This is a genomic window from Pseudomonas sp. KCJK9111 (genome assembly GCF_046231935.1).
Taxonomy (GTDB): Bacteria; Pseudomonadota; Gammaproteobacteria; order Pseudomonadales; family Pseudomonadaceae; genus Aquipseudomonas; species Aquipseudomonas parafulva_B.
In genome coordinates, this window is record NZ_JBJJMO010000084.1 from 1 (window position 1) to 15,439 (window position 15,439).

The following is a 15,439-nucleotide window of genomic DNA, read 5'->3' on the forward strand; positions in this document are numbered from 1 at the left end:
GTTGGACAGGGTCACGGTCACCGGCGTCTGGGCCGGATTGGTCAGGGTCACGGTGTAAGTAATGACGCCGCCTTCGGTGACGCTCGGCGAAGCCGTCAGCGTGGCAGTGGTCGTGTCGATCGAGTCGTTGATCGTCGTTACCGCTGGCGTCGGATTAGGCGTCAGCTGTTCGAAATTACCGCCCGTAGCGCTGTCGATGGTCACACTGACGGTCGAACCGTTGTTGTAAACGTCGTTGGCCGGGGTTTGGAAGTCGATGCTGCCTTGAGTCTTGCCTGCTTCAACGGTGATGACCTGGCCGTTGGACAGGGTCACGGTCACCGGCGTCTGAGCCGGGTTGGTCAGGGTTACGGTGTAGGTGATGACGCCGCCTTCGGTGACCGAAGGACTCGCGGTCAAGGTCGCGGTAGTGGTGTCGATCGAATCATTGATCGTGGTAACCGCAGCCGCTGGATTTGGGGTCAACTGCTCGAAGTTGCCGCCTGTGGCGCTGTCGATGGTCACGCTAACGGTCGAGCCGTTGTTGTAGACGTCGTTGGCCGGGGTCTGGAAGTCGATGCTGCCCTGGGTCTTGCCTGCTTCAACAGTGATGACCTGGCCGTTGGACAGGGTCACGGTAACTGGAGTTTGAGCCGGGTTGGTCAGCGTGACGGTGTAAGTGATCACGCCACCTTCGGTCACGCTTGGCGAAGCCGTCAGCGTGGCAGTGGTGGTGTCGATAGAATCATTGATCGTGGTAACCGCGGGCGTCGGGTTAGGCGTCAGCTGCTCGAAGTTGCCGCCTGTGGCGCTGTCGATAGTCACACTAACGGTCGAGCCGTTGTTGTAGACGTCGTTCGCCGGGGTTTGGAAGTCGATGCTGCCCTGGGTCTTGCCTGCCTCAACAGTGATGACCTGGCCATTGGACAGGGTCACAGTCACTGGAGTCTGGGCCGGGTTGGTCAGGGTAACGGTGTAGGTGATGACACCGCCTTCGGTGACCGAAGGACTCGCGGTCAGGGTCGCGGTAGTGGTGTCGATTGAATCATTAATCGTCGTTACGGCTGGCGTCGGGTTAGGCGTTAGCTGCTCGAAGTTACCGCCCGTAGCGCTGTCGATGGTCACGCTAACGGTCGAACCGTTGTTGTAAACGTCGTTGGCCGGGGTCTGGAAGTCGATGCTGCCCTGAGTCTTGCCTGCCTCAATGGTGATGACCTGACCGTTGGACAGGGTCACGGTGACCGGAGTCTGAGCCGGGTTGGTCAGGGTAACGGTGTAAGTAATGACACCGCCTTCGGTGACGCTCGGCGAAGCCGTCAGCGTGGCAGTGGTCGTGTCGATCGAGTCATTGATCGTCGTTACGGCTGGCGTCGGGTTAGGCGTTAGCTGTTCGAAGTTACCGCCCGTAGCGCTGTCGATGGTCACGCTAACGGTCGAACCGTTGTTGTAAACGTCGTTGGCCGGGGTCTGGAAGTCGATGCTGCCCTGGGTCTTGCCTGCTTCAACGGTGATGACCTGACCGTTGGACAGGGTCACGGTCACCGGGGTCTGAGCCGGGTTCGTCAGGGTCACGGTGTAGGTGATAACGCCGCCTTCGGTCACGCTTGGCGAGGCGGTCAGGGTCGCGGTGGTCGTGTCGATCGAGTCGTTGATGGTGGTAACTGCAGCCGCTGGATTCGGGATCAACTGCTCGAAATTACCGCCCGTAGCGCTGTCGATGGTCACGCTAACGGTGGAGCCGTTGTTATAAACGTCGTTGGCCGGGGTCTGGAAGTCGATGCTGCCCTGGGTCTTGCCTGCCTCAACAGTGATGACTTGGCCGTTGGACAGGGTCACGGTAACTGGGGTTTGAGCCGGGTTGGTCAGCGTGACGGTGTAAGTGATGACGCCGCCTTCAGTGACGCTTGGCGAAGCCGTCAGCGTGGCAGTGGTGGTGTCGATCGAATCATTGATCGTGGTAACCGCAGCCGCTGGATTCGGGGTCAGCTGTTCGAAGTTACCGCCCGTAGCGCTGTCGATGGTCACGCTAACAGTCGAACCGTTGTTGTAGACGTCGTTCGCCGGAGTCTGGAAGTCGATGCTGCCCTGGGTCTTGCCAGCCTCCACGGTGATGACCTGGCCATTGGACAGGGTCACGGTGACCGGGGTCTGAGCCGGGTTGGTCAGGGTCACGGTGTAAGTGATGACACCGCCTTCGGTGACCGAGGGAGTGGCGGTCAACGTTGCAGTGGTGACATCGATGGTATCTGTAATTTCAGTAACCAAAGGCCCTTGAGGTGGAGTTACTGAAATGCCACTCCCCCCGCTGGTACCGGTGACCGTGGTCGAAATTTGCCCACCATCAATGTAGGGCGTGTCATTCGGCGGGATCACGACATTGACACTGCCAGTGGTCTGCCCGGCCGGAATGACGATCACAGAGCCATTGGCCAGGGTGATGAGAAGGTCGCTGCTCGGTGCCTGGCCAACCGTAGCGGTATAGACAATGACGCCGCCCGCTTCGCTGATCGATGGCGTGGCCCCGACCACAAGGGTGGTGGCAACCGTAGTGCCCGTTGTCGGCGCGGTGACGCGATTGTCAGCAGTGGTTCCAGCTACCTCCACAGGGGCGGCCGCTGCGGCAAAACCAAGGCCTTCTGTAGGGAAGCCAATCGTGGGATCAACGCTGCCGGCCGTTTCTTCCAGCATGACGAAACTGTGGCCGCCACCTGCTGCACCGCCACCCGCAGCGGTCGGACCGGCAGCCGTGGCTTCAAGATCGGTGGTCGGGTCAGCGCCTGCAGCGATCGCTTGTTGCAATTCCTCGACCGAAGGCGCTGCCTGGGCAGCGGCCTGGCCCAAGTCAGTACTGCTGTCAGGCGTGTCTGCGCTCCACTGGGTATCACGACCAAGGTCAAGCAACCGGCCGTCTGCCAACTCCAGCGTTACCGCGCCACCCGGACCGGTAAGGACCTGCTCACCTGCAAGAAGTCGATCGCCTTCTATGAGCACACGCCTGATGCCTTCAGGGGATACCGCAATAACCTGGCCGACAATACTTTTGACGATGGCTACAACGCTGCTCATTGGACTCTCCGTGTGACCCGCTGGGGTACTTCTGTGCCAGAGCGGCATCCGCAGCCACCTGAACAGGAATTATGTCGATGATCTCTTGACGCCTGATTGCGTCAACATTCCGTCTATGACGAGATATAGTTAGATTTCTGCCAAACTATTGACCTTATATTGGCCATCCTAAACAATCACCAAGGTAATGTCACATTGATATTTTTACCTTAGCCAAGGGCCAATCAACAGCAAATGCGTTGCGTCATTAAAACAGCGCAATGGCACAGAGCATGCGGGCCTAAGCGATGACAGCGGCCAGAAACCACATGCTTTTCAACCGTTCGTCGGGCTCAGTAGGACCGACAGCGTCAACAGAAGGTCAATTTTGTTTATTGACGCCACATTCCTCAGTCTCGTAAGCATAAACCTTGCCGATTACATGCCCGAGAATGTCCCTAGGTGTTGCAAATTTTCACGCTGATTCACCGTAGAATAAACGGCGGCCGACGGCGCTTATCGTCTAAATCAGGACTCGTCACGCGCCTGCGATTATCGGCCAGAGTCGACCAAGGAAGTGGGCTTCAAGGGATGAATTTTAACTAACATGGGCCTCACGACCGCCAGCAAACCAGCGCCTGATAAATGACATTGAGCTAGGCTGCTAAAGGTAGGCCCAACACATGTCGTTTCTCTGCTCTTTTCCCAGCATGCTCAGGCCTGGATGGCAAAGTGATTCAGAAATGAAACGTTTGTCTGCCGATCAGCGTCATGTAGTAAAGAGACCGATACAGTTGTTTACTCACCACCTAATTCAAGGCGACCATTGGCGACACCCTGCATTGCTCGCTGCACGCGTACCGAGCGCCGACATGCATTGCCCCACTGAATGCCTGAGTTTGCTGCCATTGAATGATCGGCAGCCAGCTCACCCCCACCCACCACAAGGATGAAGAGAGCGCCGCGTGGAATCAGAAGTCAGTCGAGTCCAGCTCAACCATGACCCACGTAGTCAGCACGACGATCCTTTGCTGGATAGTCTGCTGAGCTTGTGTGTACTGCACCAGAAACCTGCCAGCCGGGTGATGCTTACCACGGGTCTGCCTTTGCCCGCCCAGCGCCTGAGCCCCGAGCTGCTGCCCCGTGCAGCGGCCAGGGCCGGCCTGCAGGGCCGCCTGTTGCAGCGCAAACTGGAGCAGATCCCAAGCATCGCCATGCCCGCCATCCTGTTGCTCAAGGGCGGACGCAGCGCTGTGTTGCTCGGGTGGGAAAACGAAGACACCGCGCGGCTGTTGCTGAGCGAAAGCGATGGCGGCGAAGTGCAGGTCAGCCGCGAGACGCTTCAGGACGACTACAGCGGGCGAGTGTTCTTCGCTCAGCCGCAGCACAAATTCGACGTCAACCATGGCAACTTGATCCCGCGGGCCAAATCCTGGTTCCGAGATACGCTGCTGCGCAGCAAGTGGCTGTACATCGATGCCATCGCCGCCAGCCTGGTGATCAACCTGATCGCCCTCGCCGCGCCACTGTTCGTAATGAACGTGTATGACCGGGTCGTTCCCAACCAGGCGACCTCGACCCTATGGGTGCTGGCGGTCGGTATCGCGGGTGCCTATATCTTCGACCTGATCCTCAAGGGTCTGCGCGGGTTATGCCTGGACCTTGCAGGGAAAAAGACCGACCTGATCATTTCGGCGACACTGTTCGAACGCATCGTGGGCATGTCGATGAAGTATCGGCCGGCCCGGGTAGGTAGCTTTGCCCAGAACATTCACGAGTTCCAAGGCCTGCGTGACTTCCTGGCGTCGTTGACGCTGACCAGCCTGATCGACTTGCCGTTCACGGTGCTCATCCTGATCGTCATCGCAATCATCGGCGGGCACCTGGTGTGGATCCCGATCATTGCCTTCCCGCTGGCCCTGGGCATCGGCTATGCACTGCAGCGGCCGCTGATGGCGACCATGGAGCGGACCATGGCGCTGGCATCGGAGCGCCAGTCGAGCCTGATCGAGACCCTGGCAGGGTTGGACGCGGTGAAGGTCAACAACGCCGAGAGCGAGCGACAGTACATGTGGGAGCAGACGCTCGGTACCCTCAGCCGGCTGGAGTTGCGCGTCAAGGTCCTGTCGAGCCTGGCGATGAACATTACCCTGCTCATTCAGCAGCTGGCAGGGGTGGCGATGATCTGCGTGGGCGTCTACCTGATCATCGACGGCAACCTGAGCATGGGCGGCCTGGTAGCGTGCTACATGCTCAGCGGCCGTGCCCTTGGGCCGCTGGGGCAGCTCAATGGTCTGCTGGCTCGCTACCAGCAAGCCAAGGTGACCATGGTGTCCACCGACCACATGATGGAGCTGCCACAAGAGCGCAACTTTGAAGAGCGCCCGCTCAGCCGCAGAGTATTACAGGGCAGCGTAGAGTTCCGCGGCGTGGACTTCACCTACCCCAACCAGCAGAACATGGCGCTTAAGAACATCAACCTGACCATCCGCCCTGGCGAAAAGGTGGGGATCATCGGGCGCAGCGGGTCGGGCAAGAGTTCACTGGCCAAGCTGATCGTTGGCCTGTACGAGGCCGATGGCGGCTCATTGCTGGTCGACGGCGTGGATATTCGCCAGATCGATGTCAGCGAACTGCGCCACAACATTGGTTATGTGCCCCAGGACATTCAGCTGTTGGCGGGCACGCTGCGGGACAATCTGGTCAGCGGGGCCCGCTACATCGACGACGAAATGATCTTGCAGGCGGCCGAGCTTGCGGGCGTGCATGAATTCGCGCGGCTGCATCCGGACGGCTACGAGCTGCAGGTAGGCGAACGTGGGCAGAACCTGTCCGGCGGGCAGCGTCAGAACGTGGCCTTGGGCCGCGCCTTGCTGTTGAACCCACAGATCCTGCTGCTCGACGAACCCACGAGCGCCATGGACAACACCGGCGAGGAACGCTTGAAACAGCGCTTGCAGGCGGTGGTGGAAAGCAAGACGGTGCTGCTGGTGACTCACCGTGCTTCGCTGCTGTCACTCGTGGACCGCCTGATCGTGATCGATCGCGGGCAGATCGTTGCCGATGGCCCGAAAGCGGCCGTCATGGATGCGTTGAAGAAGGGGCAGATCAGTGTCGCATAAGCTGGATTTCGGGCAACTCAAGGAAGGCCTGCGGCGTTACTTCAAAGGCAGTGACTCGCTGGGCGGTCAGCCGCTGCCCGAGGTCAACAAGGCCCTTATCGAAGATGCGCCGCGTGTGGTGCGCCTGACGATCTGGGGCGTCATTCTGTTCTTTGTATTTCTGATCGTCTGGGCCAGTTTTGCGCCCATCGATGAGGTGACGCGTGGTGAAGGCAAGGCCATCCCGTCATCCAAGGTGCAGAAAATCCAGAACCTGGAAGGCGGCATCGTGGCGGAAATCTTCGCCAAGGAAGGCGAAATCGTCGAGGTGGGGCAGCCTCTGCTGCGCCTGGATGAGACTCGCTTCGCCTCCAACGTGGGGGAAACGGAAGCCGATCGGCTGTCCATGGCCCTGCGAGTTCAGCGCCTGAGCGCAGAGGTTGACGGCAAGCCGCTTGAAATCGACGAAGAATTGCGCAAAGCCGCACCTAGCCAAGCGGCCAGCGAAGAATCGTTGTACCAGAGTCGGCGCCAGCAGCTTCAGGACGAGATTGGCGGACTGCAACAGCAACTGGTCCAGCGCCAGCAGGAACTTCGCGAGTACAGCTCCAAGCGCGGGCAGTACGCCAACAGCCTTGAACTGCTGCGTAAAGAGATCAGCATGTCGGAGCCTTTGGTCGCGACGGGTGCTATTTCCCAGGTGGAAGTGTTGCGCTTGCGTCGTGCCGAGGTTGAAAACCGTGGTCAGCTCGATTCCACGTCGCTGGCCATCCCCCGTGCCGAAGCGGCCGTTCGAGAAGTGCAGAGCAAGATCGAGGAGACCCGCGGCAAGTTCCGAAGCGAGGCGCTCACCCAACTGAACGAGGCCCGGACCGAACTGAACAAGGCGACCGCTACCAGCAAGGCGCTGGATGATCGTGTCCACCGCACCATGGTCACCTCGCCTGTACGGGGTATCGTCAAGCAGTTGCTGGTCAACACCATCGGCGGCGTGATTCAGCCAGGCAGCGACATCATTGAGGTCGTGCCGCTGGACGATACGCTGGTCATCGAGGCCAAGATCCTGCCGAAGGACATTGCCTTCCTGCACCCAGGCCAAGAAGCCACGGTCAAGTTCACCGCGTACGACTACACCATCTACGGGGGGCTCAAGGCCAAGCTCGAGCAGATCGGCGCCGATACCATCACCGACGAAGACAAGAAGACCACGTACTACCTGATCAAGCTGCGTACCGACCGCAGCCATCTGGGCACCGATGAAAAGCCGCTGCTGATCATTCCTGGTATGGTGGCGACGGTCGATATCATGACCGGCAAGAAGACCATCATGAGCTACCTGCTCAAGCCCATCATGAAAGCCCGCTCCGAGGCCTTGCGCGAACGCTGAGGCGGTGCCCGCACGGTCTCGTGCGGGCCCTCATTACTGTGGGTCAGCGCTTATGGTGCGCCCAAGGGGCAGGTTCACCCACCAACTGCCCCTGAATCCCCCCTACACCCATTTCGCAGAGCACTGCGCGCTCGCCTTCGGTTTCCACGCGTTCGGCCACCAGGGGCAGGTCGATGCTGTGTGCGGCACGCTGGATCGCCTCGATGAACAAACGCTTATGCTGCTCATGGTCGATGTTGCGGATGTAGCTGCCATCAATCTTCAGGTAGGCCAACCCAAGGTGGGACAGGTTGCCGATCATGCTGAAGCGCCCGCCAAACCGTTGCAGTGCCAGGCCGAAGCCAAGGCTATGCAGCCTTCGGGTCAGTTTCTCCAACGCCGGCTGGTCTGGTAGCTGCTCTTCTCCGATTTCGAACACCAAACGCGATCCGAGAGCGACGTTCTGGCTGAGCAGTTCGAAAATGCGGTGCAGAGCCTGGGCGTCCGCCAAGGTAGCGGCGGAGAGGTTCAGCGCCAGCACCTGGTCGTGGCCACGCATGTGCGCCAGCACCTTCTGCAGCACCAGAAGGTCCAGCCTTGGCATCCAGCCAAAGCGCTCGAGCCAAGGGAGGAATCGACCGGCTGGCAGCGCCTCGCCTTGTCGATCCTTCAGGCGGGATATCACCTTGTGGTGCAGCACATGCTGGGCAGTTGCACAATCGACCACCGGCTGGAAGAACAGCTCGAAGTGGCCGTTGGTGAAGGCCTGGTCGAGGCGCTCATGCCAGTCGTGCTGGCTGTCGGCAGCCACGGCAGCGACGCCTTGCTCCAGGCAGACCCAACCTGGGGTTGGCTGGTTCTCCGCGCGTGCCAGGGCCTCATCAGCCAGTTTGAGTAGGGCTGGGGGAGCGTCGCCCGGACTGAAGGGGGCCAAGCCGATGCAGGCCACCGGTTGAATATCGGTAGCGCCCGTCTCATGCAGGCTCTGCAGCGTGGCCTCGAGCGCCTGGGCCAGCTGTATGGCTTCTTCATGCACCATACCAGGTGCCAGCACGGCGAATTCCCCACCACGACTGCGGGAAATCAGGTCGTTGGTTTCCGGGAAGCTCGCGCAGGCGCGGCGCAATTGCTCACCAACCGCCTGCAGCAACTGATCCGTGCGCTGGCCACCTAGACGCGCGTTGAGGCCCGCCAGGCCTTGAACCCGAAGCAACAACAGGTAGCCTGCCCGTGCTTCCTCAAGGTTGCTGACCCGAGCATTGAGCTGCATTTCGAAATAGCGACGGTTGGACAGGCCGGTCAAGGTATCTTGGTAGGACTCGGCGCGTAACCGCTCGCTGCGCTCGGCCTGCTCGGTGAACAGTGCCTTGAGCTTTTCGACCATCTGGTTCATGGCCTGGACAACGCGCCTGAGCTCGGGCGTGCGGGGCAGTTCAGGCAAGCTCAGGAATTCACGCCTGGCGATGGCATGGGACTGTTCGACCATGTAGTCCAGCGGCTTGAGCTGCCGGCGCAGCAGCAACGCGCCCAGGATGGCGCTGGCAGCACCACAGAGCAGTAGCCAGCCCAGGCTGCCCAGCGCGCTTTGCCAGAGCTTGGCAATGGCGAACATGGGGTGGCTGATGACCTCGACGCGTGCCGCCTGCTGCCAGCCACGGCTGACCAACGCATCACCGCCGGCAGCTTCCAAGCCGATCAGGTGAACGAACCAACGGGGTACGCCCCCAGGGTCGGGTTCGGCATGGCGTTCGACGAGCACCGTATTGGAAGCCAGGTCCACCACCTTGATACTGGCGTAGTAGCCACTGTCGAAGATCGAACTCACCATCAGCTCGACCATGGCAGGGTCATCGATATTGGGCGTAAGCGACAGGGCCAGCGCAGTGGCTGCATCCTGTGCATGCGAGCGCAGCTGGTTGACGTACTGGCTTCGCGAACTCTCCAGGCTGACCATGAAACTGCCGGTGAACGCCACTACCAGGAACAGGCAAATAGCCAACAGCAATTGTTTGAACAGTGACATCTGTGCTCCTTCAGTAAACCGGCTCGGCCGGGAAGCCTTCGGCCTGCATTTTTTTCAATAGGTCCTGCCAGCGCGACAAGCGCTTTGTGTCGCCCACTTTCTTGTTGCCAGCGGCGCCTGTCAGCCATAGGCCTTCACCGTTGAAGGCATAGACGGGCAACAGGTCGGGACGCTGGCTGGCTGGCTTGATCGCGTCCATCAGGCTGTCGAGCACCAACGGCTGCGCCTGGGGCGTTGAATAATAAGTCAGTACCATGTGTGCCCGGTTCTGTCGCAAGGCCTTGACGTAGGTGATCCGCAATTTCTCGCTAGGGATGCCCATGCGCCTGAGGCTGAAGTACTTGGCGATAGCGTAATCCTCGCAATCGCCAGCCCCTTTTATCAGTGCTTGGACCGGCGTTGCCCAGTAATCGACCTCGTGCCACAGATCGATATCCTCGACGTAGCGCAATTGTTGGTTAAAGAACCGGTTGACCACCTGCAGACGCTCAAGCTCTGTCCCCTGCTTCTGGGTGGCCATGAGGTTTTGCCAGGCATCGATCCGCGCTTTGCCCTCCCCCAAGGGCCCGTACAGCGCTTGCGACTTGCGACTGATCTGGGCGAAATCCCAGTCGGCATGCAAACCGCCCAGCAGCAGGCCACCCAGCAGCGCAGCCAGGGCAACTCGTTGCAGCACGGTTTTGAGCATCGGGGTGATCGCCACTGCCAAGCCCTGTCCAGGCCAGTCGAAAGAAGCGATGGTGCGGTCTGACACTGCAAAAGACAATGGCACATCGCGATCATCGGCCTCCCGGTCGACGTCCGCCGCATTAACGCTTGCCGCGCGGGTCATGTCACTTCCTTTGCAGAGCAACTTCATCCACCATAGCCGCGCCCTGGGGCATGGCTCTGTAGAGGCCGGCATTTGACACGTCATACAGCTATAACTGTGTCATTGGATCCAACTTTGGTAATCGTTTAAGGCAGGCGTTGCGTGGCCGACAAAATCAAACTGAGCAGCGTATTGGACAGTGAACAGTTGCTACCACATCTGGCCCGCGGCGTTATTGAAGAACGCGTGCGCAGTGCCATTCTCGAGGGGCGTTTGCCTCCCGGAACGGCAATCAGGCAACAGGAATTGGCGACACTTTATGGCGTCAGCCGTATGCCCGTGCGTGAGGCGTTGCGTCAACTGGAGGCGCAGTCACTGTTGAACGTGGAGCTTCACAAGGGCGCAGTCGTCGCGCCGCTGATCGGCGAGGATGCGGCAGATGCCTACGACTTGCGTGTTCTGCTCGAGAGCGAGGCGTTGCGCCAATCCATTCCGTTTCTGACTGCTCAGGACATCGCCAAGGCCCGCAGTTGTATCCAGCAACTGGAAAACGAGACGCGACATGCCGAGATCGCTCGCCTTAATCGTGAGCTTCACATGGTGCTGTATAGCAAAGCAGCAAACCAGAAACTGCTGCGCTTGATCGATAACGAATTGATGCAGGAGGAGCGGTTTCTGCGCTTTCATCTTTCGTCGATGGGCCTGGGCAAGCTCACCCAGGACGATCACACAGCCTTGGTCGATGCTGCCAGTGCCAAACGTGTGAACGATGCGATTGCGGTATTGGAGCATCACCTCAACAGCGCAGCTGTGACCATTCGAAGGTATTTGGACAGCCAGCGACCCCACTGAGTGGCTTGGGTATCGACAGGTAGGTTGCAAAATCTCGCGCCGGGCGAAACAATGAGACTAATTATCATTTAAGCCCCGACAGCTGTGTCTCATGCCTAGCAACGATCTCGTGCAAAACCTCTACAGCGCTCATCATGGCTGGCTGCACACCTGGCTGCGCCACAGGCTTGGCAATGCGGCCGACGCTGCTGACGTAGCTCAGGATACTTTCATGCGGCTGTTGCAACGCCGCGAGCATCTGCAGATACAACAGCCCAGGGCGTTTTTGCGCACGGTGGCGCGCGGGTTGATCATCGACCATTGGCGCCGAGAGGAACTGCACAAAGCCTATCTGGAAGCGCTGGCGCTGGTGCCTGAGGCTCACACCCCCGATGTTGAGACCCGCGAGCTGCTGCTAGAGCTGCTTGAACGTATTGCCAAGATGCTCGATGGTCTCAAGCCAAAGGTGCGCACTGCTTTCCTGCTAGCCCAATGTGAAGGCTTGCGGCATCAGGAAATTGCACAGCAGATGGGCGTATCGGTGAGAACGGTGGAGCGCTACATTGCCGACGCGCTTTATCACTGCTACCTGCTGCGCTATGAAGCGTAATGTCACCGTTTATGCCTAGCCCTCATCCAGACGCCAAGACAGTCAGACAGGCAATCCAGTGGATGCTGAAACTTCGCCACAGCAAAGACCCGGCTCTAAACGAACGCTGCGCGCAGTGGCGGGCCGAGGCTGCGGCCCATGAGCTGGCCTGGCAGCGCGTCCTGCACTTGGACCAGGACTTGGACTTGCGCCACGTACCCGCTGCGGGGGTTGCACTGCAGACACTGGAGGCCAGTCATCGCCGCCTTGAGCGGCGGCAGGCGTTGAAGCTGCTGGGCACCGTTGCCCTGTTCGGATCGGCTGCATGGCTGAGCAAGGACTTGAGTGTGGTGCAGGCCTGGTCATCCGACTACGCGACAGCCACGGGCGAGCGCAGACACGTGACATTACCCGGCGGCTCTCGATTACAACTCAACACCCGCAGTGCCGTGGACGTGGCCTTCACCAGGCAGCAATTGGCGATCGACCTCAAGCGTGGGGAGGTCATGCTGGACTGTCGACAGGCAGATCCTGGACAACCGCCAGTCACGCTGCGCACCAGTACCGCATCGCTGCAAACCGTCGGGGGGCGCTTCGTGGGGCGTGTGGAGGACGATTGCCTGCGGGTGGTCGTCAGCGAGGGGCGGGTATTCACCCGCAGGCAGGGCACCGGCCTGATGCAATGGCTCGAGCCAGGTGGAGAATGGCGCGTCACCGCCACTGGTGCCGAGCACGTGGCGCCTTCAGGGATTGACGCGATGGCCTGGACCGAAGGCCTTATCGTCGGCAAGAACATGCTGCTCAGGGATTTCCTGACGCAGATCAGCCGTTATCGCCGGGGTTATCTCACCTGCAGCGACGACATTGCTGAGCTTCGCTTGTCCGGGGTATTCCGCCTTCAGGATCCAGAGCAACTGCTGCAATTGCTGCCTACCACGCTTCCCGTTCAAGTTCGTCAGTTGACGCGATGGTGGGTGCGCGTGGAGGCGCTGGGCCATGCCTAGTCTTTGATCAACAAGGCCTGATTCTAATGTGTCGGGTTTTGACCGCGCATCCGGCTAGATCAGTGAGAAGAATCTCCTGCACACTTTACGGACGCTTTCATGTCAACCAACCGGGTAAAACTGTACGCCTTTGGCGCGAATGATTTTCGACCTGTCTTGCACTCAGATTCGCTGAGCAATGCCATCCGCGCTGCCTTGCTGGGGACGGCGCTTGGATTGGCCATGGTGCCTGGCATGGCACTCGCCGCTGATGCCTCGCAAGTCAGCTCGACCTATGCCATTGCGCCTGGCCCCCTGGATGAAGTGCTCAATCAATTTGCCCGTCAAGCGGGCATCACGCTTTCCAGTACACCGGCACTCACTCAAGGATTGCAGTCCAAAGGCCTTCATGGACAGTACTCAGCTGAGCAGGCGCTAGGGGTGCTGCTGGCTGGAAGCGGTCTGACAGCAGCGAACCAAGGAAACCGGACCTTCATCGTACAGCCCCAGCCAGCGGAGGCAGCGCTGGCGTTACCCGATACGGATATTCGAGGCTTCACCCTTGGCAATGCCCTGGGGAGCATGGAGGGTTATAACGCCACCCATAGCCAGGTCGCCACTAAAAGCAGCCTGGCATTGGTCGAGACGTCTCAATCGGTTTCGGTGGTAACCCGGCAACAGATCGACGACCAAGGCTCTCAAACCGTCGCACAGGCCATGCGCTATACCCCAGGCGTGATGACCAACCCCTATGGTGCGACGCACCGGTATGACTACGTGGCCATGCGAGGCTTCAACGATGGTTCGGTGGATAACATCTATGTAGACGGCCTCAAGTCCATGGGGGACAACGGCACCTACAGCACGATGCAGGTCGACCCCTATTTCCTGGAGCGGATCGATGTCTTGAAAGGGCCCTCTTCGGTCCTGTATGGCCGTAGCTCGCCGGGTGGATTGGTCGCACTGACCACCAAGAAACCCGTGTTCACCGCTTTTCATCAAGTTCAAGCATCGGTCGGCACGCAAGGTCAGCGCGGGCTGGGCTTCGACACCAGCGGCCCATTGGATGCAGACAAGCGTATTGCCTACCGTCTGACCGGTTTGGCAGACGCTTCGGATACGCAGTTCGATCACAACAAGGAAGAACGCTACGCCATCGCCCCGTCGCTTAGCATCGACTTCAGCGAAGACACATCGCTGACCCTGCAAGCCTACCTGCAGCATGATCCAAACGGAGGCTATCACGGTGGCAATCCTGCAGACGGAATGCTGAGTAAGCGTAATGGGGTACGCCTATCGGATCACTTCTTCGAAGGGGAGCCGGGCATCGATAACTACGAGCGCACCCAGCAGTCGTTCAGTTACCAGTTCGAGCATCGCTTCAACGATGTATTTACCGCGCGGCAGAACTTCCGCTACCAGGACTCGGACGTGTCGATGGACCAGGTGTACTCGGCAGGTTGGGCAGATGCCGACAGTACCGTACTGAACCGAGCCTACACCGGGGGTGATGAGCGGCTGCACTCCTACATCATCGACAACATGGTCCAGGCTGAATTTTTCACCGGCATCGCCAAGCACACCCTGCTGCTGGGCACGGATTACCAGCATCGCAAAGCCGATGTCTCGTGGCGCTATGGCACTGTAGACCCGCTGGATGCGGCTAACCCGCAGTATGGTAACGGTAACCTGCAGGTGCTTGGTGAAAACCGATACCAACGCCGGTTGCAACAGACGGGGGTCTATCTGCAGGATCTGGTGGAGCTGGATCAATGGCGCTTCTCACTGGGCCTGCGCCAGGACTGGGTCAAGGTATCAGAGGACAATCGCGATACCGATACCAGGGTCAGTGACAAGCGGTCCAACTTCACGACTCGCGCTGGGGCGCTCTATCTCTTCGAGAATGGCCTGGCGCCGTATGTAAGCTATTCCGAGTCCTTCAACCCGAATACCGTGTCCGATCAAGACGGAAAACCGCTCGCCCCTACCGAGGGCACCCAGTGGGAAGCCGGCATCAAGTATCAGCCACCTGGCAGCGACAACCTGTATACCGCCTCGGTGTTCCGTATCGAGCAGGAGAACCTGGCTTCCAAACAACCTGATGAAGACTTCTACAGGCCTGTTGGTCAAGTACGCTCACAAGGGTTGGAGCTCGAAGCGCATGTGCAGGTTACTGATAATCTGAAACTGCTGGGTGGCTATACCTACACTGACATCGAGTACTCGAAGTCGATGCCTAGCCTGGTATCCAGCGGCCTGGACAACAAAGGCAATTCGCCCACCCAGGCCCCGGAGCAAATGGTCTCGCTGTGGGCCGACTACAACTTCCGGCAGGGCGCGCTCGATGGGCTTAAATTGGGCGGTGGTGTGAGGTATGTGGGGCATAGCTGGGCCGATGCAGAGAACAGCCGCAAGGTGCCTTCCTACACATTGGTTGATGCCTCGTTGGGCTATGACCTGGGTAAGCTGGGTTTGAAGGGCTTGGATGTCCGCCTGAATGCCAACAACCTGACCAATCAGCGCTACATCACCTCGTGTGCCAGCTTGAATTACTGCTATATGGGCGAAGAGCGCAATGTGAGCGCCACAGTGAGCTACCAGTTCTGAAGCGCACAGCGGGGTAGCCGCTTATCAGAAGCTAGCTACGGGGGTGTTTACCCCGGAAAGAAAAAAGCCCCTGTCTGCAACGCAGACAGGGGCTTTTTGTTTGA

Annotated in this window: 9 protein-coding genes; 6 read left to right on the forward strand and 3 right to left on the reverse strand. The window is 59.4% G+C overall.

Annotated elements, in window-relative coordinates:
* On the reverse strand, positions 1-3,045 hold a 3,045-nt coding region (locus ACK59L_RS19930), incomplete at its 3' end, for a retention module-containing protein (RefSeq protein ID WP_409275548.1).
* Between the two features lie 944 nt (positions 3,046-3,989).
* Between ACK59L_RS19930 and ACK59L_RS19935 the strand changes: the two genes are divergently transcribed.
* Together ACK59L_RS19935 and ACK59L_RS19940 are read left to right on the forward strand one after the other, a co-directional pair.
* Positions 3,990-6,146 carry a type I secretion system permease/ATPase gene (locus ACK59L_RS19935; RefSeq protein ID WP_028687928.1) on the forward strand — a complete coding sequence of 719 codons (2,157 nt, stop codon included), beginning with the start codon at positions 3,990-3,992 and terminating at the stop codon, positions 6,144-6,146.
* Positions 6,136-7,512, forward strand: coding sequence for an HlyD family type I secretion periplasmic adaptor subunit (locus tag ACK59L_RS19940; RefSeq protein ID WP_023535148.1), 1,377 nt, complete (start codon positions 6,136-6,138; stop codon positions 7,510-7,512). Before ACK59L_RS19935 ends, ACK59L_RS19940 begins: the two co-directional genes overlap by 11 nt.
* A gap of 43 nt (positions 7,513-7,555) precedes the next feature.
* Here the strand turns inward: ACK59L_RS19940 and lapD are convergent, their stop codons facing one another.
* Entirely contained in the window at positions 7,556-9,514 is a 1,959-nt protein-coding gene (gene lapD / locus ACK59L_RS19945; RefSeq protein ID WP_100850568.1) for a cyclic di-GMP receptor LapD, read from the reverse strand.
* A 10-nt stretch (positions 9,515-9,524) separates the two neighbouring features.
* Positions 9,525-10,286, reverse strand: coding sequence for a cysteine protease LapG (lapG, locus tag ACK59L_RS19950; protein ID WP_409275556.1), 762 nt, complete (start codon positions 10,284-10,286; stop codon positions 9,525-9,527).
* A 201-nt stretch (positions 10,287-10,487) separates the two neighbouring features.
* Between lapG and ACK59L_RS19955 the strand changes: the two genes are divergently transcribed.
* The 4 genes from ACK59L_RS19955 (at position 10,488) to ACK59L_RS19970 (ending at position 15,335) form a co-directional block, all read left to right on the forward strand.
* Positions 10,488-11,177, forward strand: coding sequence for a GntR family transcriptional regulator (locus tag ACK59L_RS19955; protein WP_167340418.1), 690 nt, complete (start codon positions 10,488-10,490; stop codon positions 11,175-11,177).
* Positions 11,178-11,268: 91 nt separating this feature from the next.
* Complete coding sequence (locus ACK59L_RS19960) at positions 11,269-11,766, forward strand: sigma-70 family RNA polymerase sigma factor (RefSeq protein ID WP_409275552.1); 498 nt, start codon at positions 11,269-11,271, stop codon at positions 11,764-11,766.
* A gap of 11 nt (positions 11,767-11,777) precedes the next feature.
* The gene (locus ACK59L_RS19965; protein WP_409275554.1) at positions 11,778-12,749 is read left to right on the forward strand and encodes a FecR domain-containing protein; all 972 of its coding nucleotides are present in this window, start codon (positions 11,778-11,780) and stop codon (positions 12,747-12,749) included.
* 171 nt (positions 12,750-12,920) lie between these two features.
* Positions 12,921-15,335 (forward strand): TonB-dependent siderophore receptor, encoded by a 2,415-nt coding sequence (locus ACK59L_RS19970; protein ID WP_409275557.1) that lies wholly within the window; start codon positions 12,921-12,923, stop codon positions 15,333-15,335.
* The last annotated feature ends 104 nt before the right edge of the window (positions 15,336-15,439 follow it).

Bases quoted from the DNA above. Each gene is read 5' to 3' on its own strand.
- lapD (WP_100850568.1), bottom strand. From the start codon at position 9,514: ATGTCACTGTTCAAACAATTGCTGTTGGCTATTTGCCTGTTCCTGGTA.
- ACK59L_RS19960 (WP_409275552.1), top strand. From the start codon at position 11,269: ATGCCTAGCAACGATCTCGTGCAAAACCTCTACAGCGCTCATCATGGC.
- ACK59L_RS19965 (WP_409275554.1), top strand. From the start codon at position 11,778: ATGCCTAGCCCTCATCCAGACGCCAAGACAGTCAGACAGGCAATCCAG.